This is a genomic window from Gallaecimonas xiamenensis 3-C-1 (genome assembly GCF_000299915.1).
GTDB classification, from domain to species: domain Bacteria; phylum Pseudomonadota; class Gammaproteobacteria; order Enterobacterales; family Gallaecimonadaceae; genus Gallaecimonas; species Gallaecimonas xiamenensis.
In genome coordinates this window covers 1-21,987 of record NZ_AMRI01000001.1, presented here as the reverse complement: position 1 = coordinate 21,987, position 21,987 = coordinate 1, and the positions used below count along the sequence as shown (strand labels likewise).

The following is a 21,987-nucleotide window of genomic DNA, read 5'->3' as shown; positions in this document are numbered from 1 at the left end:
GCCCACAGGTTAAGGTATTCCTCCCCCGGTGCCCATCGCCGAAGCCGGTTTGATGAGAAACGGCGCGTTCCCTGTCAGGGGGCGCCTTGGCCTCTTCACCGGCACCGGCCTAGATTGGGGCCTTGCAGCCTTCTTGGGCGGGGGCCGCAAGCGCCTCAACCACCATACGGGAAAAAGCCTCAGGGTCTGCCTGGGGGAGCATATGCCCCTGCCCTGCCGCCTCGAGCAGCTGGAACCGCTCTGATGTTGCCGCAGTATGCCTTGTCACCAACTTGAACATGTCCCTGGTGGCACTGCCATGCCCCAAGATGATGGGAGTCTCGATCTGGGCAACCCGTTGAGGGTCAAGTTGTGGCTGTTCCTGCTGGTGCAGTTGCTGGGCCAAGGTAAAGGCCTTTGACAGTTGCAAAGCTTTGACATCGTCAGGCTGGGCTTGAAAATACCCCGGCCTGTTTCCTGTGCCGTCGATCAGGGCTTCGACAGCCTGCTCCAGGTGTCCATGCCCAAAGTGCTCGAAGACAGCGCCAAAGATGGCATTGGCATCCTCCAGCCAGGCCCCCATTGCCTCTTCCTTGACGCAGCCAGGATAGCCGGGTTCATAAAGAAACACCTTTGCCAGGGGCATGGCCTGCTTTGCCAGCATGTTGAGCACCACATCAGCACCATAGGACCAAGCCACTACGCTGACCGGCTTCTCCTCAAGCAGCGCACTTATAACCTTGCCAAGGTCGTCGGCATGGCTGTTTAAGCCAAAACTTCCCTCTTCGGGCCGTTCGAAATGGCGCAAGCTTATGGACACAACCTCGAAGTGGGCAGCCAAGTACGCCATATGGGGCAGCCACATGGCACCATCCGTCAGTGCGCCATGCACTAATACCAGGTAGTTTCCGCTGCCTTTTCTTATCTGATTCAATTGCATTATTCCTACTAAATGGCACCCAGGTATCGCTCAAGGCAAAGACCATGATGTTGTACAATCTGTGAAGCACCTTGGCAGGTATCGGCTGCGACGCCACTAGGCGCCACAACTCAAGGTTTCGAAGATGGGACAGCCTGATACCGCCATAGGCTTCCAATTGGATTATCCGCACCTTCCCCAATGCATTCCCTGTCACCCTGTAGGCAAAAAACATCGAGTAGCCCAAGGTAAACAGGTAAATAAAAACCGTGCCATAGGGAACAGCAGCCGATTTCATGGGCAGCTCTTAGGCCCCCTTGCGAAAGTATTCGATAAGGCCTTTGCAAAAGCGCCATAGCAGCCCGCTCCGGGCCTATAGGGCTTGGGCAGCCGCAGCCCTATATTTTCTTGAGTACGGTAGCGGGGTTGCCACCTATGACCAGGTTGTCACCAAAGCTCTTGGTAACAACAGCCCCCGAAGCGACCACGACATTGTCGCCTAGAGTGACCCCTGGGTTAATGGTGGCATGCCCACCAATCCAACAGTTATGCCCTATGGTGACCGGCTTGCCGAACTCCAAACCGCTGACTCGTTCAACGGGGTCGATGGGGTGTGACGCGGTATAAATCCCTACTTGCGGTGCGATAAAGCAGTTGTCACCTATCCGCACCGCAGCTACATCGAGAATGACGCAGCCAAAATTGGCGAAAAAATTGTCGCCAACAAAGATGTTTTTGCCATAGTCACATTGGAAGGTTGACTCAACCTGGATACGACTCCCGGTCGCACCAAACAGCGTCTTGATAATCGCGGCTCTCTCGTCGGCTTCGCTAACGCTGGTCTGATTTAGCTTTTCCGTCAGTAGCCGGGCTTTGAGGCGCAATGCAACAAGCTCTGCATCACTGGGGTCATAATATTCCCCTGAAAGCATCTTTTCTTGTTCGGTCATCTTATCTAATCCAGATCACAATTCGGGCAGCAAGGCTGCCATAGCAGCCCACAGCAGGAACAGTTCAAGGTCACGGCTGGGTTAAAAAGAGCTTTACACCCATGGCAGCCATAAAGCCGCCGGCAAGCCGGCAAAGATGCTTCTTGAATTTCCCATAAGCCGCCTGGGCACCAGGGGTGGACAACAGCATAGCTACGATAATGTACCAGCCCGAGTCAATCAGCAAAGCCGATACGCTGACAATCAAGACCGAATAATCCGGTACCTCTTTGGGCAAAAAAGCCGCAAAAGCGCTACCAAATACCAGTGCTGTTTTAGGATTACTGACTTGAGTAATGAACCCAGCAAACAGCATCTTCAAAAACCCAGCCCTGGAACTTAGGGCTGTGCGGCCTGGGGTATCTTGCCCGGCGGATTTCCACATCTTTATTGCCAGAAAGCACAAGTAGACACCGCCGATCACTTTAAGTAGGGCATATAACCAAGGCACCATGGCAATCAAGGCAAACAGCCCATAACAGGCGACCACCGCGAACAACGTCGCCCCTAGCCCCATTCCAATCGCCACCCCCATGGCCTCAGTACGGGACCTCGACATCGCAGTTTGCGCCACCAAAAGAAAACTGGGCCCTGGGCTCATCACCCCTAACAGCAAGAACAACATAATAGGAAGGATAAAAACATACTCATGCATAAACACCTCTACAGAGTTAAAACTATCCTGTGCTCGCAGCCTAAGCCGCCAGAAAAAGACGGGCCAGACGCCCTTTCCACATTACGGAGAAAGAGAAAAAACCGTTGATAAGAAGATAAACCTCATAGCAGAAGACTTGCATAGTCCTTTGTTGAGCCAGCCAACTTAAGTTAAAGGGGACCTTTATATCCAACCAAAGAGCATACCCCTTTTCCCTCATCAATCAGGGAGGGGTCCAGACTGGCCTTAAAGAAAAAACGCTATCAGTTACGCTTGGTCAGCAGCTTGGCAGCGATTGAATGTAACGCAAAAGTCGTCACACTGACAACGAGCGTTCCCGATAAAAAACCTGATAGCCAAATAAGGGTCAGCTCACTGTAGTTTATAAAATCCGATGAGTGAAAGCGCATTTGTGGGTTATGGCTCCAAGCCGCATAGGTACAAAAAGAGCCAACCACGCATCCTAGTAACAGCCCCAAGCACAAACTTCGCTTGATGATTGCCATCTTCATTATAAGTAACACCCTTTATTTTCCACTATACAGCCTATCATCGCGCAAACATCGTTAGAACCCTCAGCCATTAAACCTCTCGCGCCTTCGGGTCGCATCAATCCACAGTCACATTAACCTTTTCATTTGGATTATCAGCTTTCTTCGATATTGCTACACCATCTCGCATTGATATCCGTTTGGGTAATGCCCCTGCATCCCAATAAGTTCCAAGAAAATACAGAGGGGCTAAAATTGCCCCTCTGTAAGGTACGAACCTTCCTCACCAGAACTTAAACTTGGACTTCTTTTCCTCATTTCCGTACTTGAGAAGCATCACTTGTTTTTCATGGCCAAATTCAGAATCGCCATAAACAACCCTTATCAACTCATCTTCATCATGGCCAATAGTATCGCCATCATTGATGACCAGACCGTTAGAAATAAGGTAGCCGGCCAAACCTGTCAGCCGCTCTCTTAAACCTGCGACTGACTCAGGCGTCTCCGTAGCCACTATATCCATTAGCCCCAGAGCGTCGAGTCCGGAGGTAAATCCTGATGAGAGGTTTGCATCACCATCCCCCACCCGAAAATCAACCCAAATATGCACCGGAGGCCCATGAGGAAGCACTTCCTCTGCGAACTTGATAAACATGTCCTTGGGAACAACCATGGACGCGTTGCTCCATAAAACACCTATCGCTTCTTTACAGACAGACAGTAGAGCGGCCGTTACTTTTGTTAGCAAGATAGAGGTATTGACCTCTGAAAGATTGTCGTCAATAACAGTAATAATCAAATGGTGATCATGCGATTGGACATCTTCAGTAGCAGACGGCCAAAGAATACTGGTTGCACAAGGCCCTTCCAGGTCACTCCAAGGAAAAGGAGCGCCCATGGTCCCAATAGCCACGAACGAATCTCCAACATTAAAGGAAAAGACATTATCTTTGACATCCTCATCAAATATGATGTCTTTATTCCACACCGAACTGAAGTATTCTTTAAGACTATCTAAAGAGATTACTGGCATTCCCTTGCACAGGGGCATCGATATCTGTAAAGCCAAAATGTCATCCTTATCTCTTTGTTGGCTTACGCCGGAAAACCAAAATAGCACTGGCTCTGTAAACCAGAACCAATGTTTTGCTAATTAACTTTTTCTTCAAGCGCGGCTATCCACTCCTCGGCTTCAGCCACTATAAACTCATAACGCAATTCATTTAAAAGCGTTATTCGGATAGCATCAGTGGTAATGGGTATGATGCCTCCCCCTTTACCTAAGCACTTAACGACAGATGCTATTTCACTGCGCTGGAACCTATACGGACCCAACCCAAACTGATCATTAAATGGAAAGAAAGCGACTTCGGAATCTGTCAATGACAGCTTTCCATCCGCTTTGGCCACGCCGTCCTGCACTGTCGCAGGTGAAGACTTGATAATACCGTCAAGCATAATGCGTCCCTTCTTTAAATTCCGTTCAGCAAAAGCCACTAAAGGTAAACGGCGTGCTATGACACTTCCATTAGGGAGCCATTGTTAGTGGTCTGTATGACGCAATACTAACTCCCTGGCGTACCGAATTGGCGTTCCAAGGATATCATCATCGTCGCCAATAGATGCAATCTCATTGGCTATGATTAATCCGAAATCGAAATCAACACCACCTGTTAGCATCATTTCGGCATCAAACTGCATTGAGCATATCTCCTCAATTTGGTGCTCTTCACGGCCTATCAAAGCCCTCTGGATGATCTTTCGGACCTTGCCAACAGCCTCTTGGACATTACCGGCTTCTAGAGAAGCCAACGCGCCATCATACATTGTGAGCCGGTGTGTTTTGGAAGGCTTACCCTTTCCATCCAGCACCGACTCGTGAAGATTGGCAAAGAACGCTTCGCGAGATGCGGCAGGCCCCCACTGTACCGTATAGCCTGCATCACTGAGCACTTGGTGGGCATACCTCACCAGCCCAAACTTGATGCGAAGGTATTCAGACCTGGGCAACTGCTGCTTCAGCAACTCTTCATTCTGGGCCCACCAAGCTCGCCAGCTGAGCTCCGCTTTGCCTATCAGCAATTGCTCGAAGTACAGGAGCTGCTCATCTGTATACATCATTGCGCAGCCCCGTCTGCTTGCGGATAGCAAACAGGGTCACTTACACCACACTGGCTATCTGCCATAAGCCGAATCGCTCCACGCCTTTATTTTTACCCCCAGTGTTACAACGCCTTGAAAACCTATTGCCATGGCTATTTATCCTTGAGTAGCGCTATGAGCCTGCGCTTTTGCTTGGGGGCTTCTGACCAGAAGCCTGCCAGCACCAACACCACCAGGAAAAGAAGGACCCCAAACGGTATCAACACCGGTAGAGAAAAATCATCCATGTTTGTAAGCATGGCAATACCTACAAGACCCACACAGGAGAACAACATGACCATGATAAGCATCGTCAAAAAATGCAGACGCATGGCAATCGTTACCAGTGAACCTTTTCTTGCTTGCTCAATTCTCCCCTCGATCACCGGCAGAAATGAGTTACGGTAAGAAATATTCTTCGTTATTTCGAATCCTTTTTCATGAACATAGCCGCCAAATTCATGTGATGGATCGAAGCTGAAGACCTTCTTTTCGCCTGTACAACTTCTAACTCGTTGTGCCACCTCCGTTGGAGATAGCGCAGTCTTTATCTTGAATTTATCGTAAGGGATTAATTTCATACTTTTCTACCAAAACCAGGGGGACGACTGATAAAAACGCTGTCCTGAAAAGGCAATCATTAGAACCTTTCGAACTTATAAAAATCAAAGAAGAGATATGAAAACCGGTCCTTGCATTACCATGTCGAAGATAAGCGTAAATGCCCTATCCAGCATATCCAATTATGCCTTAGCAGCAGTTGATTTAGCATAGTTGCTCTACTCCGAGGCTTTGCTTTTTTCTTCCTGCAACTTCTTGCTCCCACGAGACTCTAAAACCGCTATGAACTTTTTAAAACCGTCTGAATCAATGAACGGATTTCTAGCCTCGGAACGCTTCTCTCTTCTCTCGAAAAGTTGAGCCCATTGGGGATGGTTAGCAAGGTTGACTTCTACTACCGGCGGTGTTTGCGATACACGCTTAATTCTTTCTATAGTCCTGATATACTTCTCAGCCAAGTCCAGACCAATAAAGTTGGTACCATGTCCACCAACAACAAATGCCCTATGCTCAACGCCATTATCTTGGACATAGAACTCTATTGAAAGACATCCTCTTGTATGCCCAGGCGTTAAATAAAACTTAAAGGTCTTCTCCCCAACAACTAACTCATCATTATCTTTGGCAAAGCTATCAATGCTTGGCAGCAGAAAATGACTTTCTTCGGAATATTTTGCAGATTGCGATCTTGCAAGGATAAAATCCTCATAAGACATGATAACCTTAGCATTGTATTTACTCTGTAGGTATTCGGCAGAACCTACATGATCTGAATGACCATGAGTAATCAGTATGTATTTTATCTCCTTTGGATCTAACCCAAGCTTCTCGATGCTTTCTGGGATCCAATGTCCATAGGGACTTTCCAATGAATCAATCAAGACAAGACCAGCCGATGTTTTTACCAGGTATGACGATACCCATTTATCTCCAACGTAGTACAAGTCATCGAACATCTTAAATGGCTCGACATACCCATTTTTATCTGTCCTTTCTGGAATAACTTCGATTTCCTCTGAAGAAAAAGAATTGAGTGAAAGCAACAACAGCAGATCTGCAAGATACTTCATGGGAATTACGCTATCTTACTTCGAAGTAAAGCCATATGAATCAAAAACCTCAATCCCTTTCTCTTTAAACCGCCATTCCACACTTGGCATACAACCATTATCTAAAGTTATCACCGTACCAATTTTAGTATAGGGAGCAATTAAACGAATTGATGGTGGAATCGAATATGGCATGAAATCCTCTGAAAAAGCGAAGGCTTGCCAAGCCCCGACTTCATTCTTTATAACACTGACGCCATCAGCACTGAGTTTCTCTAAAATGCCTTCAGCTTCTAATGCTGAAGCAGCCTCTTTGTCAAGGATCAATCCTTTCTCAGCCGATAACTCTATAGAAAGAAAAAACCAGCTTCCCCCTTCTTCTGGGCTCACAGAATCTCCTCTATTTGATAACATCAAGGCAAGGACGCCCACTAGCCGGTAAGCATTCAGTTTACAGATCAAACGATTTAGACTACTCGCTGATTTAAATGATTCGTCAGTTGGGTACCCTGGTTAACTCTATTGGCTGGTTCCTAAGGTAGCTTGTAATCTTATTCTCCCCGGAAAATTCAAGCCTTTTTTTGTTCTACTATAAAAGAGAACTAAATCAGAATCTGGGGTAAGCGCAAACTTTATTTCGCCCCACGTCTCTGGCTCGGTATTTCAATCACTCGTCTTTACCACTACTATAATTTCGGTCATGTTTTGGTTTTTTGAAATCTGTTCAGAGCAACTCCAGGTACCAAAAAAGTTGCCCACTTCATCTTTGCAGTCACCGATAACAGTGAAAATTGCGAGTGCAAGTAACACCTTCCTTGTCATCAAGCCCTTGTTTCTTTGGAAACTTCCCTGTGACTGATGCTTAATGAATTCATTACCGAAGATTATGTGACCTACATTACTTCCTATTCGACGTCTTTAGCAACATCCCAGCCGTCATAGTATGAATGATAAGCCTCGGCTAATTCATTGAATGCAACATTTCGGCGGTATAGCTTGTCCGGTGTCAATACATCCCTCTTGCTTACATGAAGTAGCCATTGCTCATCATCTATATTCCGAAGCCCCTCCATTTTATACTCATGACCCTCTAATTCAGAAAACACTCCTTTCAGGTCGATTTCTTTTCGGCTGTAGAAAAAGAACCCCCATTTTAGTGGCGCAGTTGGATCCCAACCATTGTCTTCCATTTGAGAGTAGACTTTTTGGATACCATCTATACTTGATTCCATTTCACTTATTACACATAGAAGGTTTGGATTTAGCAAAATCACGGCACGGTTGAAGCTGGGATGATCGGATAAGTTGCTTTATCATTACCACGGACAATACTCCAGCCAACCCTAACTAATCTTCGGAGTCGTCGACTTGCAGACTTTGTTGGGCTATGAATCTTGACAACAATAGAGGAATACCTCGTTCACGCCAAAACTCCGTCGCAATCCGACCTGAAGACATGCCGCCATGAGCATGCCGCTCCACTTTAAAATGCTGTGCATAGGATACGGGGTAGCCAGTGAGTCTTAAGAAGACTTCCTCAACCAGAGCAGCCAGTTCACACACCGACTCTGGAAGCGGAACGCTTTGGCACTGCTCCGCCATTTCTCGCCAAAGGTATGGGTCCCCCCTCAAGCCCCATTGGGCCGGCTCAGGCGAAAAGAGTATTGAGATACTGGATTTCATTACTGTGCATTCCCTAAACCGGACCAGCCAAAAGGCCATCTTGGCTTGTTAGACGACCGCATGCATCTGTAAAATTCATTAAGATCAATATCGACCTAATACGCCCACTCTCCAGTCCTAAGGGCGCTTCGAAATACGCTTGTACACCCATTCTAAGCTGTCTTCTTCGTCATAGAGACGAAGCCGCTCTTCTTTTAGGCCAATAATCTTTAGCTGGAATGGCGGGAACTCATTGTAGCGACCTGATATCAGCAGCTGACAATCTTTTATTTCCCAACCAGCACCGGAAATTTCTGGTCTATGATCAATCCATGAATTGAATACGTGAGTATCGGAATCTGTGTCAAGTGAAAACTCATCGAAATATCCCTGTTCCCCATCTTTACCCCAAGCGCCTAGAATATCTTTCTCTGATACCGAACAGGTTTCTGCATGCAGCGCAGGGCTTATTGCCGTTACCAGTAATAAAAGCGTACGGATAGTGTTCATATTCCCTCGATTTTAGTATGCGAAGCTCTTAAGTAAGCACATAGATGCCTTAAGCAAGTTATTACTCTTGAGCAATCCTTTATTAATTCATACGATTTAAAAACCACCATTTTTCGATAAGGAAGCGCTAGCGGATGCCATCTCCTGCCGGCGTACTCTCTCTGATGGGTGGCTGTCGAGACACTCTACATGCCCCATTAAATGCAGCCAGCCTCGAACCATTCGGCACCATAGTAGGCACTGGAACCCTTATAAGTTCCTGGCTAACTTAATAACACAATAATAGAGCGCCACTCCAAGGCACTTGGATAATAATTAATTATTTATTCGCTATCTAGATTCTGAAAGTGAACCCTTGTATCCGTAAATTGTCTATCCTTCCTGATCTTCGCAACATCCAATGATCCTGCATAGAAATGGAGCGCATCTTTCGACAGCCATGTTGCATCCACTGTCGCTAACTTTATCAATTAAGCTACCGATGCTTCCATAATAAAAAATCCCAGCTGATATATTGGCTAACCCGAAGTTAGTGATACCGTAGCTACCAATGCGATATTGGGATGCTTAGAAAGCGTAAAGTTATGGTGAGCAATAATTGCTGTAGCATCCAAATGAGGCTTGTTATGTGTTGTATGGGCATCCTCTATCAGAGTAACTTTGTAACCCTTGCTTGCCGCACTAAACGCCGTTCTGTCTATACAAAAGTCTGTTGAATATCCGCAAATGATGACATGCTCTATTCCACTTGCATCTAAAACTTCTTTCAGATCGGTACCATAGAATGCATCTGGAGAAGCTTTGCGAATTTTTGAGCTTGAATCAGTGACTGTTAAACCTGAAAACAATTGCCATGAATCATTCTCTGGCTCCAGTACACCTGGAATTTGATGCTGTATAAACACTATTTTAATTTCAGATGAAATAGCGTAATCCAGTAACTGATTAATGTTGACGATGACTTCTTCAGATAAATGTGGTGGGTTGCTCGGACCGAAGACCCCATTCTGTACATCAACAACCAAAAGGGCTGCTTTCATATTTACTCCTACATAAAAGTAATGACTACATGGACCGCTGCACTAGCAAACAGATCACATTAAATAGCAGCGCCCGATGGATCTGCACCCACAGGCGCGGCTTGCTAGGAAGACTGGATAGCACGAACGAGATCCTGTGACTGGACAATTGGCTGCGGTTCACCTAGCGCTTCGATCAGGTCGATAGGCAAATGCTCACGCACATTAGACGAGCGGACGAATAACCCGCCTTCTGGAAAGAAGAACACCGAATTGCCGATCCCCAGCAGGCCGAATAGCGCCACCCACATCGCATCGGCGGTACTTGGCCGATTAACGGTGACGGCGCACACACGTGAAGTGTCATCGCCGTCAAATGACAGATAGATGTCTGACATGGCCTCCTGGCCGAATGATAATCGCCAACCGAAGTCGTCCTCGGCAATGAGAGCGCTACCGAACGCCTCAAGAACAAGGTCGGTAGCAACCCAATCCGCCTCTCCCCTGCGAAACCACTGTACACACACGTCAAAGCTCATGGGTGCTCCCTAGCACAACTGGCACACTGTAGTACGTCCGACGCCATAGGCGCGGAGTTGATTGACCATCATGTACTGCTAAGATTTCCAAAGTCACAGCTTTACTCAGGCTTGAACGAAAAATACTCCCCACCTTTGTCTTGAATATAAATCCTTGAGCACTCATAGCATTGCAACATTTGTCTTTTCAAGACTCTAGAGGCATCCCGGGGAGAATTCCCATTGTCAATAGACACCATTACGCCTTCCCATAATTCGTCAGGGATGAAGAATGCTTTCAGTTCTCCAGACGCATTGCCTTTACCAAAGTAAAATGGTGACAATAGTAAATGCACCTGCCTATGAGTGTCCCAGCGTCCCCTAGCATACGATTTAAACGGTTGATATACGACGCGGCGCTAGACCTCATGATTCAATGAGACACATTTCAATAGTCTCCACCCGCCGCACGCCTTTTACCAATATACAGCAGCTATTTTTTACTACTGTAGTAAGCTGATAGCTCTGCATCACCAACAGCTTCAACAAAAAAGTCTAAGTTTTCTATATGCTCATCGAAGAGCGGTATCGAGTTTGACAAAGAGAAGAATTTGTCGAGAACCGAAAAACGAACATCTTTGTTCAAAAGTAAAGTAAGCAGCATGCCCCAAAAGTATAATGTGGATACGCTATAATACTCCGATCTAATTACCCGCATGTGTTGATAATTCGTACAATCAAGAACTTCCTGAAACCTGTTAACTACAGCTACATCTTCAGAGAACGGCCTGAACTTATCAAGTTTGGCAGCCATGCCTCTCATGTGACTATACTTATTTATCTGCGACCAAGCTTTAAGATAGACGCTATAGGAAGCAAAGCTCTGAGACGATTGATTGCTGATACTGTAATGAGAGCTCTCACCAAACAAAACTAACGCTTTATAGGTATCAAAATGAGCCCTAGTGAAACTGACATTTTCTCTAAGCTCGGGTATCAATCGCTGAAAAGAAGAAACCAGCAACGGGTATTCGGCTGCGCTGATTTTTCTTGGAACACTACCGCCACGAAGTATTTGAATATAAATTCTCTCTACATCTTCCGGATTTATTTTTAACTCTTTTTTTGCCTTTTTTATCAAGAGCTCCAATGCTTCTGCATCGACACCCTGCTCATTTTTTCTATGAGACTCCTCCTCAAGCTCTATAATATCCTCTAGTTTTTCATCGTCTAATGTTAGGTTAAAAAGGAGTCCTACGAGGTCGCGGCTATTGCCACTTGTGGGATAAAAAATATTGCTTCTTTTCAAACGTAGAGACCTTAATCCCATGTAAACCTCTGAAGTTGGTGCCAGGTTGAAAGATAATGCCTGACTTGAACCGAGCCGTGAAGCAGGTTGAGCCTGTATGAATAATTAGCACCCAGCAGGGATAAATTTCCGCTCCCTGGAGTGCCCCCTTGCCATCAGTTCATATACAGACCCTGACGGGGTGTCACTCTCGGCGTACGAATACTCAATACTGTATTAGACGATCCGAGACGCTCATACGCAGCAAGCACTGGCCTGATGGTCTCACTTTCGCTTAAGGGATGGTGACAGCACTTGCCGGCGACCGGGAGGCGCTCACATGAAGAAGGTTCATCATTTGGAGGCCAAGCCACATTGAAAGCAGATTGTGTATGGGTCCAGCAATCCTGGTCGCCGTAGGGAAGTCACCATTTACAGAATATCTCCTCGCCCATAGGACTCTTACCCATTTCTGCTATAAAGCTAAAATAGATTCACTAAATAGTTTGGTGAAACATCACGTCAGAAGCAGCAAGACCTAGCTCCGTAGATATAATGCAGCTTAGCCAATGCAAATGGTTTTCAGATACCACTACCATTCCCTGGGTGCAATTACATCTTCAATGTCTACATCTGGGAAACCATAAGCCTTTACTATGAAGTCAAAGTTTTCGGCCATGACTTCTCTAGCTTCTGTCTCCAATTCGCTACCATTTTCCTCAAACTCTTCCCCTAAATCATTTATGCTCTCTGTTGCAGAATGAGTCAGTAGGAACAGGGCTTCTGGTGTTTCAGGTAGCTGGGCTTCAATCTTCTCACATAGATCAATAAGGACCCCTCTGATTTTATCGACTAAAAAATCTGGGAAGTAGCTATCTCGGTACATTCCAGAAAGAAAATCATAGCTTTTAATTTTACTGTTTGTTATTGGCACATTAACCCCTTAAAAAAGAAAGTTATCGCTGAGCACAGCTTCTGGACCCAATAGTGAACCGGTACCACTGCTATGTTTTATTAGTCTTGATGCTATAAATTTACACCAACACCGAAAGTAGCAGTCCTAACTGACGAGTCATGAAGAATTACAGGACAAAATTGGCTAGACGTTGACTAAAGGTCATTCCAACAGTTTCTATAATTCATTACCCTATCATGCTTTATAAAACCCAAGCCCCAGTTGGCTAATATCATCAGGATACCCCCAAAACTCTTCATCCAACCTATTCAATTCCTCTATCTCGCCCTCTTCAAGATATCTTGGGATATCCCAATACTCTTTCAGTTCATTTTTATACCTAGCGAAAACAGCATCAATGATGGCAAACTCTTTTTCAATTATTTTTAAAGCATCATAAGCTTGAATATTATTTAGGGCTCTTCTAGAAAACTGGTAACAATCAAAACCCCAGTTACAGAAAAACTGAACAAAACCGCCATTATTCATATCCGCTTCTAGTTTCCACAAAGCAGCGAGCTCTTGTTCAACGCCAGATAGCCTTTGCCAATCCCCATCCATCGAGTTTAGTCTATCGACCGCTTTTAACGAAAAATCGAACCATTTACTGTTGGCGTCTTCCATACTAACTTCCAGCTAAATATCTTGCTAATGGACGAACAGCAAAGCTGTTTGTCTCATGGCGGCCGTTTGCGACCAGAAAAACTCGAACAGCTTGTCATTCTGTATTGTTAATCTCACTTTCCCGACTATCCACTACGCTAGCCAATATCTCGCAGTCACACTAGCCTTCCCTCTCTTCGAGCCAGGTAAGCACTAGATCTGGCATGAGACCGTCCCTGCGAGCCTCCTTCATCAAGGCCTTCATCTAGGTGATTGAGTAGCTTGATGAGCACTGCCAGCGAAAAGGCATGTTTTCGATAACTTATTTTGTCAGAACCATGCTCCGACCAATGCGGCCTTGCGCTTCTTCTTCGATGCCACTATCTCTATCCACAACGCCATCAATACAGGCGGATGGTAGCAAGGTCTGGTATACATACTCTCGCTACGCGCGATTGCGCTTGCCGTTGTTATGTCTACTCGTTATTGGCCCACTGAATTTCCGTAATTACCATATAGGTAAAACCATTTTCGGATGGTGTTCTATACGCCCCTTTGGCATTCAGTAGCCAAGCTGTGATTGATGTCATTTCCCAACCATCTACTTCGTCGGCCTCCCACTTATCGGTCGTGAGTGCAGCGAAACCAGACCTTTCCCCAAAATCGCGAACGATGTGCATTTGATCTTTAACATTATCTCGGACAGTTGAGTTGGCCCATGACCAAAGCCAGGTATTTGATGTCGTTGATACCGACCCAACGAACTGCACTTTAGCGATGACAGCGACCACACCGTCATTTGAAAATACCAGAGAACCAGTATCCTGGTCCCAGTCAAATCGCTTGTGCTCTCCAAGCTTATACTGAGCCACAAGTTCATCTTGGCGATCAGTAAGGTAATTATGAGACTCAGTTACCTGTGCTATCCACTTTTCTTCGGCTAGTGTTTCAGTCATAAGTGACACTTTGTATTGCGCCTATAAAGATTTTCATGATTCAACGACATACTACCTGCATTTGTGGTTGGTTTATAGAGCGGCACAAGACCAATCTGACCGACTGTACTTCTTAGGAGACATTGGCACGCTCCAATTCATCCAATTTCTTTAGGGCAAAATCCCCCCTTTCAGATACAGAGTGCGAACTATCTGAAGCAAAACGCTCAGCAAAAACTCTGGCTTTTGAACCTAGATTATCTAACTCTCGTATCAAAATTTCTGCTGAAACGCGCCTAACGATGGATGAACGATCTTCTGATGCTCGTTCTAGTAAATCGAGGAGTGAAGTTTTAACCTCCTGTACGCGTTCACCAACGATAGGTTTCAGCCTGCCTTCACAGTACCTTATATCCGTCCACACCCACCTTCGACCTTCGACCCAAACAATTCGCCCTTCAAATAAACTGCGGTATGCCTTGGCTCGCACTGAAGGCTGAATAGCGGATCTAGCTATTTCTTCAATCTGTCCATCAAGTATCGGGGTTCGCCCAAGCTGAGAAAAGAGTGACGCCATGGGCCCAGAAGCTGAAGAGACCAGCCTAGCTCGAAGGCATTTGGCAATTTCCTTTTCGCAGATAACGTTTAGGAGTACCTCTTTCTCTTCTTTTTCTATCCTCCCCCACGAGTTCCAATTGGAAAGCACAACGCATAGTGCGTCTACTACGTACTTCGGATCAGTCGATCTCGCTATATCAGGGAGCTTTTCCCTTGCTGCTTTACGAACTTGAGGTACCCAATCGTTCAGCCTGCGAGTCGCTAGAGAAAAAAAGAAAGTATTCGGCGCAGCGCCAGATAGCGCCTGCAACGCTTCTTCACGTTTGTAACCATTAAAGCTAATTAGGTCAAGCCAAGTGACTAATTCCTTTGTCCTTGAACATACTTCCCACTTCAGGGGACTAGCTTCCATTCTAGCCGAGTAAAACTCTGAACGAATAAAACGTTCCCAGTAGTCAAAACTTGATAGCGGTAACTCTGATGTCACTTCAATTAGCGCTGACATATCAACAGCGACGTTGCTACCTGAGTTTATCGAGTCAGCAAGCGCTCTCACCGCTGAAACAATTTTATCTTCCATAATCTGTAATTTTTCACCTTTTATTCTCACATCTTAACACCCAGATCCAAGGCCGAACGTCGGGGAGGTCCAGTGGAACGGGATGGAGCCATTCTTATGTATTTGCAATAGATTTTCATCTGCAACATTACGTTTCAAGAAAAGTAAATGTTTCTTCTGCATTACTGACTACCGGCTTCTTACCAAACTTTTTCATTTGATCCAATGTTAAAGACTCACATTCAACGATGAAACCAATAGCCAAGGGTTTCAGCATTCTGCTCGGTTCGTATTGTATTAGCTGGAAATAGTATGAAATTTCATCATCCGTGAGCCCTATGTTTTCTCGCCCCAGTAACCTATGGAAATATTGCTAGGTATTGATACGTTTGGTGGCCTCGAACTCGTAAGCCTATGCCTCATAACTAGGCAGTTATTTTTGTTAATGAAATGCCAGGGCTAAGGGGCAATCAGTTGTGGAGCACCTCAAATCCTGTTGCCTCGGTAAGACAACGGGACTTACAAACGACGTCTGCGAGAAGAAAAGGCATTCACGGAACACCTAACCTTTGGTTAAGAGGCAGCAGTGAACGTAACGAACGGCTTGAGTCACTGCTCAATACTTCACAGCTCACCACTTTCTTTGAGGTGCGCAGCGAATACCTCACCGGCTAGCTGAGTGAGAATTGCCTTGGGAACCTCAATGTTAACGTCGCTCAAGGCTGCCATTTTAAAATCAGGCTCATTGACTTTCCTTGTGTAGATGGCGTTTTCTTTTTCTAATGGCAATAGAATACCTATTTCATAGGGCATGCCGCTCGATGATATGGATAATATCGGTCTTGATTTATCATCATTGATAGATATTAAAACTTGGCCACCTGCCAGTTCAGCAAGATCTGACTCGATAAATGTCCACCCTATTTGGGCACTGGCAAGCAGAGAATCCTCAGCCATTTTTAGTATAGCTTCGTCAGACAGATCCTCGTTAGGAAAGTTCTTTTTCAACTCCCCCCAAAAGTGTTCATCAATTAGCATATCCGATTTCATGTATTCCTCAACACCTTGACTATTGCATCCCGCTATCATTAGCAACCAGAATAAAATTAACATCACCCGTTTAGTATTCATAAGGCTCGTGGTTCCTGTAGCGATGCCTCTAACGCTTAAAGTCTGCTCAGTTAAAAAACTGGCGTGCTATTCTAACAAATCGTTCCCGTTCAGAAACTAGTAATAAGGAACGCTATTTGCCATAGATATGGAATGCTTCCATAAGTAACCTGACCCGGCAGCAGCGGCCTGAGACGATTGGCGGTCTTTATGCGATGAAACACATAGAGTGCGGCAATAGTCGAAGGTCCATCACCTGCATTTTTTGGCTAGCAGCCCCACATAGTCAGTATTTTTCAAGTGCTTTCCAGTACTTGGTCATTTTCCAAACCTATTTCAAGTATTCTTGAACTTGAGCAATGTTAGCAATCTAAAAAACTCAATTCCTCACTTCAGCAATATAAACTCACTTGCTAATCGAGTGATCTCTGCCTTCCTCAATCAGAGTTCAATCTTCACTTCTCATGCTCATGCTCATGCTCATGCTCATGCTCATAAAAGCACGATACTTCCTGGGAACATCAGATTACCTGCGCTTGTCAGGTCTAATTCTAAAAAACTTCATGATGTTCGAACACAAAGGCTCTGAAATCTGACGTTTTCTTGATTTTCTCTAGAATACCCGAAGATACTATCCTCTGAAAGGCTTCCCTTGCTGCAGCCTCAAATGCATCAGAGAAATCTTCTAGTGCTTTCCCCCGGCGTTTATCATCCAAAGATCCTATGTATTTCTTATAATCATCAATCTTAGTTAGCATTGGACGCCATGAATTGTCCCAAACTTCGCTGCCATAATTTAAATTAAAATATTCCCATTCTTGGTTGTTCCATTTTATACCTTCGCCAAGAATTTCTTCCATTGACTCTCCAGCTTGGGAATATGAATCAACTATAGTCTGGAATGATTCAAGTGAACTTGCCCCTATATGAAAGTAACCCTCTTCGGCAAGAATCTCGACCGCAAACCCAAAAAACGTTTCTTCTTTATGTTCTTTAAAGAACCTTTCTAGACAAGGGATAGCCGACTCGTAAAGTGAATTAACTAATTCATTTTTATCTATGACTTTCATACGCTATTAATTGTATTTCCTGAAGAATATTCGATTGCGGCGCGACAGAAGCATCAGTATAAGCTACCACGACAGCACTTTTCAGGCGAAAAATCTACAACCGTTTTTATGGAGGACTATAAACTACCTCTAAGATTGATCATTCAGTCGATGAACTTCGTCACCTGAATATTGATTTAAATAACCTAAATACTTGGCGAGTTTACAACCTGGATCCTAGCTAAAAGTCCGGCTGCCAGGACGCTTTCCAAACACGACTAGAAATGGTTCACCATATCCAATCCTTTAAGCTGCTAAAAATGCGTTGCATTTTTGTCCTAGCTTGAACACCATGTCATGCCTTTCCATTCATAAAAAGCTGAGTCCGAAGCTAGTTTCTTCCTTATATCTTCTAATGTTTCGAATTGCTATCCGGCGCAGTGGAATGGCACGTGTTACGAGTCACTAGTTTGCTAGCATTACGGTATCTCGTAATTAAACTCTTCACGTTCAACATTACCAGGCAAAAGACTCGAGTTGACACCAAGCACATGATCTTCAAAGTCTGTACAATCAGCATTAACAACTACTTTATCTCGGTTCAACACTATCAGCCCAGCGAAATCTGATTTGCTCCACTGACCATCACCAATGCTACTTGCGTTGCACATAACGTCGTAAACAATGTAACTATAATTGCCATTTTGAAATCTTAACCTGCTTATTCCACCACCGGGGCACACTGTGCTGCTGAAAAATGGAGAGTTCAAACTCAGCTCAACTTTATCTTTATTTCCATATAGATATTTAATAGTTGTGCTTGGAGTCAGGCATGCCGAAACATTTTTATTCCCAATTTCACAAGAGAAGAGCATCTTGTCTTCTGAATTACAGAGGGACTTTCCCGAAGCTGGAAGGCAAGTAGCTAGTAAAACTGTTAAAAAAAGTATCGATTTCACTGTTCTCTTCCGGTTATGCTAATCATCTGAGTAAAATTGACACCCATCCCATGAACTCTTGGGTGTTTTCTAGTGGTACTTGACCAGAATCTATTATCGCTTGCAATCGAAGCAAATCGTCTATAGAACCATCCATTTCTTGACCAGTCATATCTTTAGATATCTGGCTTCCAAGCAGCCACTTCTTTGCAATGTAAGTAACCCATTCATCATCCGGTACGGAAATCACTTGATCCATGCGAAGCTCTCTTTTGATGCATAATGTCGCGCTCTGCGGCTAATTTATAGTGCAACGGAAAATTTAGCCGACAGCGGAGCCTTATTAGGCATCACTTGGCTGCTCATCTGGATAAATTTCATAGTGCGAATGTCTACTTTTCCATTCTGCAACTAGCTTTTCACCAGGAGAGCCGTCATGGGAGATATTGGAGGGGTAATCGTTGCTTGCCCATTTCTCTCTTAGTTTGATAGAAAGCATTTTCATGTCTTCTTCAAAGTCATAATAATCGATTTTTTGAACCTCGGGCTCTTCGTCAATCATCTCGAACATATACATAATTGTGCCAAGATCACATTCAGGACGCTTTAGTATGAGTACCGGAAAGTCTACTCCATCATCCCAGTTGAATACCGTCATAGCATAATGTAGCTCTTCGCTATTTTTAAGGCGTCTGCATACTTCAATCCAAGAGATATCTTCGCTACCCATCAAATCATCAATTTCGTGCACTCGCTGCCACTTAATCATTGAACTTTCTCTTCTGCCTAACGCCCGCCTCAGCCGCCGAAGGTCGGCCTGGAGGCCCTTGTTAAAACGTTTACACCCATTGCTCAAACAGCTCCCCAGTAGCTAGAGCTTCCATAAATTCTTTCTGTTCATCCGTTATAAGTGAACGCGGGGTATAGCCGTGATCATCTGGCTCAGCAAGGAGTTTTTCCTGAATCTCGCGAGCGACGTCAGAAAGCGCACCTTTCTCCTCTTGCGACATAGCAGAAAAGTACTCTGAAAGGCTTTCTTGCATCTTAACGGAGTAGTCCAGATCAATAATCTCCTCTCCCTCAAACAGCAACAGCCAGAGGTGGTCGAATACTATCTCGGCAAGCACCTTCATTCCTAATAACCTCAATAGTTTTAACGCAAAGCTTTGGGGGCGGTTGGAGAGCAGCGTAAGCCGTCCCAGCCACGATAGTGGTGATAACAGCGCCTTGTTAGCATTATTTGGTTTGATGCCCATTATCCAACTCTAACACTCCAACTGTTTTTAGGTTACCTAGCGCCTGCCTGATATCAACTATAATCCTTGAATACTCTTCATCTTCTCCAATTCCTGGGTGGAATTGAATTATATCTACCACTAACCCAGTGCTTGTATTTTTGGCGCCCACTTGGATTGGAAAATCACTTCTTGTCTTGAAATAGAGAACCACATCAGAAGCATTGGCATCACTACGAGAATCTACTAGCTGATACTTTGAGACGACTGGCGCCAGTACCTTTCCCAATTCAGTTCGCAATTCTTCAAGTTGACTATTTGAAACAACAGGAACCAATAAATATTGACGATGGTTTAAGGTATCACAGCCTGAAATAAAAAGTTCGGCTATCAAAATAGCGAAAATTGAAAAATTCCTCATGACACCTCTTGTAATGCTAACGCCTCAATAACCGGCAGCCGAAATGAAGCGAAGCGCAATGTAGGCTTTCCGGCGCCGAAGGCGCGTAGTTGATTGATTTGTTAAGTGATTTCAACATGCAGCCTCCATTCTGGAGAATTGCTCGAGTAGCCGCTCGCTTCTGAATATTCACTTATATAGCTATAGCCTTCTCCCCACCCCGCAAGATCATTTAGAAACTCTTTCAGGTCAGTTAGAACACTTTTGCTGCCATAGATTCTTAAGATATCTCTATTGTTCCAATCATCCATTGAGAAGTATTCATTCGTCTTATTTTGGAGAGATGTAAAAAGCTCTTCTTCTGCCTCGTCTCGAATGATCTCAATTGATATACCAGATTCAGACAGCATCAACGTTGGAGTATTAGAGCTAATAGCTTTACCAACAAAATCTGCAAATTGATGATATTCCTCTGGCTCTGCATACAAAACCAGATCATCAATTAGTCCATTTGAACGGAACATTTGTCGAGCTTCGATTCTCACTTTTTTCACCTAACGTTTGAGCTCAGGCCGCAGCCCATCAGGGCCGTCGCGCCTGCAGCGAATGGTTATGCCTCAGCATCACGTATTGAGGAATACACCCTCGTGCGGCCAAACCATATCTGGTAGCGGCTTACCGAACGGAACAACCTGGCCTCCAACTTCACTTAGCGAATATGGAGGTTCATTTTGCATCACGTGAACCGCCATTCGGTTTAGGACATCACCATACCCAACCGTGAGCGGGCAAGAACCACCAGCCCAGGACTGGCAAGTTCCAGCGCACGAGCACACAACCTTGCTGCACATTGGGCTAAGCAGGCCTTCCGCTCCTTGCTCAGTGTCTAGATACCACAGGCACGTGATCGCCACTGCCATGGACTCCGCCGGACAGTCATACGAGACGGCTTTGGGTTCGTCGATCTCTCGATATTTTATATGAGGCATAACGTTTAAGCTCAGCCGCGCCGATTTTGGCGTCGGCTGGAGCACTGTTAGGCACAAGACTACGGTATCAATTTAGTAAGCATTGGATGCAATTGTTTAATAACTTTACTGGGAACAGCATAACCGATTCCTAAGTTGAGATTCTTTTGCATCTCTCCAATCAATACTTGTATGCTCTGAACTGGATCAATACCACCTACCTGCATTGACATTGTTGGCTTTGCATTCATCAATTGGTTAAGGTAGTTAGAAAGCGAACCATGCTTTGCATTTACTACACCAATTTGCTCACCTGCCAAGTTAAAAAGTGGTCCGCCACTATTACCATGATTTACTGATGAATCTATTCTGATTAAGCTCGTCGTGATGCTCGCAATATGTGCCGAAAGTAGTACCTGCTCCATAATATTCATCGGATATCCCACAACAAAAGCCCCGTTTCCTACCTCACAATTAGAGCTATCCGAGAAAACAACAGGCTTTCCAACAACATTAGTAAATTCTAAAATCGCTATATCAGAATTACTGTCACGAAATATAACGTTCCCGTGAATTCCATTTGTCGAGTTGGCAGGGTCGATTATTGCCATCTGAGCACCATCGACTATGCAATGATCACATGTCAGTACGTGATTCCCAGCACCAATAACAGATCCCGATCCTGAGCCTACAATGTTCTGACCATTTAGCGCTACAACCTGAACAACGCAATCTCGAACTTTCTTATACTGGTTTGTAAGTGGCATTCATTTTCCTCTTTGCCTAACGCCTCAAACACCGGCTTGGTGAAGTTGGCGGCTTTTTTGGAACAAAAAAGGTGACAGCTTTGCCAAGTCCGAGTGCTTTGACTTGTATGGTTGATTCTGCTCGATTT

Annotated in this window: 27 protein-coding genes; all 27 read right to left on the bottom strand. The window is 44.9% G+C overall.

The genetic code is table 11. From position 1 onward, the window contains the following. Positions 1 to 109: 109 nt before the first annotated feature. The 27 genes from B3C1_RS00100 to B3C1_RS19610 all read right to left on the bottom strand — a co-directional run bounded on the left by B3C1_RS00100 (position 110) and on the right by B3C1_RS19610 (position 21,859). On the bottom strand, positions 110 to 919 hold the full coding sequence (locus tag B3C1_RS00100) for an alpha/beta fold hydrolase (protein WP_051012855.1): 810 nt from the start codon (positions 917 to 919) through the stop codon (positions 110 to 112). A gap of 377 nt (positions 920 to 1,296) precedes the next feature. After that, complete coding sequence (locus B3C1_RS00095) at positions 1,297 to 1,848, bottom strand: sugar O-acetyltransferase (RefSeq protein WP_008482070.1); 552 nt, start codon at positions 1,846 to 1,848, stop codon at positions 1,297 to 1,299. Between the two features lie 70 nt (positions 1,849 to 1,918). Beyond that, positions 1,919 to 2,542 (bottom strand): LysE family translocator, encoded by a 624-nt coding sequence (locus tag B3C1_RS00090; RefSeq protein WP_008482069.1) that lies wholly within the window; start codon positions 2,540 to 2,542, stop codon positions 1,919 to 1,921. A gap of 774 nt (positions 2,543 to 3,316) precedes the next feature. Next, on the bottom strand, positions 3,317 to 4,102 hold the full coding sequence (locus tag B3C1_RS00080) for a DUF4261 domain-containing protein (RefSeq protein ID WP_008482068.1): 786 nt from the start codon (positions 4,100 to 4,102) through the stop codon (positions 3,317 to 3,319). Between the two features lie 80 nt (positions 4,103 to 4,182). Beyond that, a complete protein-coding gene (locus tag B3C1_RS00075; RefSeq protein ID WP_008482067.1) occupies positions 4,183 to 4,491 on the bottom strand; it encodes a hypothetical protein in 309 nt (102 codons plus the stop codon). An 84-nt stretch (positions 4,492 to 4,575) separates the two neighbouring features. Beyond that, positions 4,576 to 5,154 (bottom strand): hypothetical protein, encoded by a 579-nt coding sequence (locus B3C1_RS00070; RefSeq protein ID WP_008482066.1) that lies wholly within the window; start codon positions 5,152 to 5,154, stop codon positions 4,576 to 4,578. A gap of 134 nt (positions 5,155 to 5,288) precedes the next feature. Continuing rightward, a complete protein-coding gene (locus B3C1_RS00065; protein ID WP_008482065.1) occupies positions 5,289 to 5,756 on the bottom strand; it encodes a hypothetical protein in 468 nt (155 codons plus the stop codon). 198 nt (positions 5,757 to 5,954) lie between these two features. Next, positions 5,955 to 6,806, bottom strand: a complete 852-nt coding sequence (locus tag B3C1_RS00060) for an MBL fold metallo-hydrolase (protein ID WP_008482063.1) — start codon at positions 6,804 to 6,806, stop codon at positions 5,955 to 5,957. A gap of 15 nt (positions 6,807 to 6,821) precedes the next feature. Beyond that, a complete protein-coding gene (locus tag B3C1_RS20040) occupies positions 6,822 to 7,175 on the bottom strand; it encodes a hypothetical protein (RefSeq protein WP_156804404.1) in 354 nt (117 codons plus the stop codon). Positions 7,176 to 7,690: 515 nt separating this feature from the next. Beyond that, positions 7,691 to 8,017: a ribonuclease E inhibitor RraB gene (locus tag B3C1_RS00055; protein ID WP_008482062.1), complete on the bottom strand. Its 327-nt coding sequence runs from the start codon at positions 8,015 to 8,017 to the stop codon at positions 7,691 to 7,693. A 568-nt stretch (positions 8,018 to 8,585) separates the two neighbouring features. Beyond that, entirely contained in the window at positions 8,586 to 8,957 is a 372-nt protein-coding gene (locus B3C1_RS20035) for a hypothetical protein (RefSeq protein WP_156804403.1), read from the bottom strand. A gap of 518 nt (positions 8,958 to 9,475) precedes the next feature. Further along, positions 9,476 to 9,997 carry a cysteine hydrolase family protein gene (locus B3C1_RS19630; protein WP_008482061.1) on the bottom strand — a complete coding sequence of 174 codons (522 nt, stop codon included), beginning with the start codon at positions 9,995 to 9,997 and terminating at the stop codon, positions 9,476 to 9,478. A 104-nt stretch (positions 9,998 to 10,101) separates the two neighbouring features. Then, positions 10,102 to 10,515 carry a hypothetical protein gene (locus tag B3C1_RS00050; RefSeq protein WP_008482060.1) on the bottom strand — a complete coding sequence of 138 codons (414 nt, stop codon included), beginning with the start codon at positions 10,513 to 10,515 and terminating at the stop codon, positions 10,102 to 10,104. 472 nt (positions 10,516 to 10,987) lie between these two features. Continuing rightward, positions 10,988 to 11,803: a hypothetical protein gene (locus B3C1_RS00045; RefSeq protein ID WP_008482059.1), complete on the bottom strand. Its 816-nt coding sequence runs from the start codon at positions 11,801 to 11,803 to the stop codon at positions 10,988 to 10,990. A 571-nt stretch (positions 11,804 to 12,374) separates the two neighbouring features. Further along, positions 12,375 to 12,716 carry a DUF5713 family protein gene (locus tag B3C1_RS00040; protein WP_035480628.1) on the bottom strand — a complete coding sequence of 114 codons (342 nt, stop codon included), beginning with the start codon at positions 12,714 to 12,716 and terminating at the stop codon, positions 12,375 to 12,377. 216 nt (positions 12,717 to 12,932) lie between these two features. Next, complete coding sequence (locus B3C1_RS00035) at positions 12,933 to 13,361, bottom strand: DMP19 family protein (RefSeq protein WP_008482056.1); 429 nt, start codon at positions 13,359 to 13,361, stop codon at positions 12,933 to 12,935. A 455-nt stretch (positions 13,362 to 13,816) separates the two neighbouring features. Further along, positions 13,817 to 14,296: a DUF6882 domain-containing protein gene (locus tag B3C1_RS00030; RefSeq protein ID WP_008482054.1), complete on the bottom strand. Its 480-nt coding sequence runs from the start codon at positions 14,294 to 14,296 to the stop codon at positions 13,817 to 13,819. Positions 14,297 to 14,408: 112 nt separating this feature from the next. Continuing rightward, positions 14,409 to 15,443 (bottom strand): hypothetical protein, encoded by a 1,035-nt coding sequence (locus tag B3C1_RS19625; RefSeq protein ID WP_237750925.1) that lies wholly within the window; start codon positions 15,441 to 15,443, stop codon positions 14,409 to 14,411. Positions 15,444 to 16,016: 573 nt separating this feature from the next. Then, entirely contained in the window at positions 16,017 to 16,523 is a 507-nt protein-coding gene (locus tag B3C1_RS00025; protein ID WP_008482052.1) for a hypothetical protein, read from the bottom strand. 530 nt (positions 16,524 to 17,053) lie between these two features. Beyond that, positions 17,054 to 17,572 (bottom strand): DUF4303 domain-containing protein, encoded by a 519-nt coding sequence (locus tag B3C1_RS19620; protein ID WP_083858215.1) that lies wholly within the window; start codon positions 17,570 to 17,572, stop codon positions 17,054 to 17,056. Between the two features lie 458 nt (positions 17,573 to 18,030). Further along, positions 18,031 to 18,510: a hypothetical protein gene (locus tag B3C1_RS19615; protein ID WP_237750920.1), complete on the bottom strand. Its 480-nt coding sequence runs from the start codon at positions 18,508 to 18,510 to the stop codon at positions 18,031 to 18,033. Positions 18,511 to 18,532: 22 nt separating this feature from the next. Next, positions 18,533 to 18,748 (bottom strand): hypothetical protein, encoded by a 216-nt coding sequence (locus tag B3C1_RS00015; RefSeq protein ID WP_008482051.1) that lies wholly within the window; start codon positions 18,746 to 18,748, stop codon positions 18,533 to 18,535. Between the two features lie 84 nt (positions 18,749 to 18,832). Beyond that, positions 18,833 to 19,258 carry a DUF4274 domain-containing protein gene (locus B3C1_RS00010; protein WP_008482050.1) on the bottom strand — a complete coding sequence of 142 codons (426 nt, stop codon included), beginning with the start codon at positions 19,256 to 19,258 and terminating at the stop codon, positions 18,833 to 18,835. A 70-nt stretch (positions 19,259 to 19,328) separates the two neighbouring features. Continuing rightward, positions 19,329 to 19,745: a hypothetical protein gene (locus B3C1_RS00005; RefSeq protein WP_156804402.1), complete on the bottom strand. Its 417-nt coding sequence runs from the start codon at positions 19,743 to 19,745 to the stop codon at positions 19,329 to 19,331. Continuing rightward, positions 19,726 to 20,145: a hypothetical protein gene (locus tag B3C1_RS20030; RefSeq protein WP_156804401.1), complete on the bottom strand. Its 420-nt coding sequence runs from the start codon at positions 20,143 to 20,145 to the stop codon at positions 19,726 to 19,728. Before B3C1_RS20030 ends, B3C1_RS00005 begins: the two co-directional genes overlap by 20 nt. 101 nt (positions 20,146 to 20,246) lie before the next feature. Then, positions 20,247 to 20,669, bottom strand: a complete 423-nt coding sequence (locus tag B3C1_RS20025; RefSeq protein WP_156804400.1) for a hypothetical protein — start codon at positions 20,667 to 20,669, stop codon at positions 20,247 to 20,249. A gap of 503 nt (positions 20,670 to 21,172) precedes the next feature. After that, a complete protein-coding gene (locus B3C1_RS19610) occupies positions 21,173 to 21,859 on the bottom strand; it encodes a S1 family peptidase (RefSeq protein ID WP_083858214.1) in 687 nt (228 codons plus the stop codon). Positions 21,860 to 21,987: the final 128 nt, after the last annotated feature.

Bases quoted from the DNA above. Each gene is read 5' to 3' on its own strand.
- B3C1_RS00100 (WP_051012855.1), bottom strand. From the start codon at position 919: ATGCAATTGAATCAGATAAGAAAAGGCAGCGGAAACTACCTGGTATTA.
- B3C1_RS00095 (WP_008482070.1), bottom strand. From the start codon at position 1,848: ATGACCGAACAAGAAAAGATGCTTTCAGGGGAATATTATGACCCCAGT.
- B3C1_RS00090 (WP_008482069.1), bottom strand. From the start codon at position 2,542: ATGCATGAGTATGTTTTTATCCTTCCTATTATGTTGTTCTTGCTGTTA.
- B3C1_RS00075 (WP_008482067.1), bottom strand. From the start codon at position 4,491: ATGCTTGACGGTATTATCAAGTCTTCACCTGCGACAGTGCAGGACGGC.
- B3C1_RS00070 (WP_008482066.1), bottom strand. From the start codon at position 5,154: ATGATGTATACAGATGAGCAGCTCCTGTACTTCGAGCAATTGCTGATA.
- B3C1_RS00065 (WP_008482065.1), bottom strand. From the start codon at position 5,756: ATGAAATTAATCCCTTACGATAAATTCAAGATAAAGACTGCGCTATCT.
- B3C1_RS00060 (WP_008482063.1), bottom strand. From the start codon at position 6,806: ATGAAGTATCTTGCAGATCTGCTGTTGTTGCTTTCACTCAATTCTTTT.
- B3C1_RS00055 (WP_008482062.1), bottom strand. From the start codon at position 8,017: ATGGAATCAAGTATAGATGGTATCCAAAAAGTCTACTCTCAAATGGAA.
- B3C1_RS20035 (WP_156804403.1), bottom strand. From the start codon at position 8,957: ATGAACACTATCCGTACGCTTTTATTACTGGTAACGGCAATAAGCCCT.
- B3C1_RS19630 (WP_008482061.1), bottom strand. From the start codon at position 9,997: ATGAAAGCAGCCCTTTTGGTTGTTGATGTACAGAATGGGGTCTTCGGT.
- B3C1_RS00050 (WP_008482060.1), bottom strand. From the start codon at position 10,515: ATGAGCTTTGACGTGTGTGTACAGTGGTTTCGCAGGGGAGAGGCGGAT.
- B3C1_RS00035 (WP_008482056.1), bottom strand. From the start codon at position 13,361: ATGGAAGACGCCAACAGTAAATGGTTCGATTTTTCGTTAAAAGCGGTC.
- B3C1_RS00030 (WP_008482054.1), bottom strand. From the start codon at position 14,296: ATGACTGAAACACTAGCCGAAGAAAAGTGGATAGCACAGGTAACTGAG.
- B3C1_RS00025 (WP_008482052.1), bottom strand. From the start codon at position 16,523: ATGAATACTAAACGGGTGATGTTAATTTTATTCTGGTTGCTAATGATA.
- B3C1_RS19620 (WP_083858215.1), bottom strand. From the start codon at position 17,572: ATGAAAGTCATAGATAAAAATGAATTAGTTAATTCACTTTACGAGTCG.
- B3C1_RS00015 (WP_008482051.1), bottom strand. From the start codon at position 18,748: ATGGATCAAGTGATTTCCGTACCGGATGATGAATGGGTTACTTACATT.
- B3C1_RS00010 (WP_008482050.1), bottom strand. From the start codon at position 19,258: ATGATTAAGTGGCAGCGAGTGCACGAAATTGATGATTTGATGGGTAGC.
- B3C1_RS00005 (WP_156804402.1), bottom strand. From the start codon at position 19,745: ATGGGCATCAAACCAAATAATGCTAACAAGGCGCTGTTATCACCACTA.
- B3C1_RS20030 (WP_156804401.1), bottom strand. From the start codon at position 20,145: ATGAGGAATTTTTCAATTTTCGCTATTTTGATAGCCGAACTTTTTATT.
- B3C1_RS19610 (WP_083858214.1), bottom strand. From the start codon at position 21,859: ATGCCACTTACAAACCAGTATAAGAAAGTTCGAGATTGCGTTGTTCAG.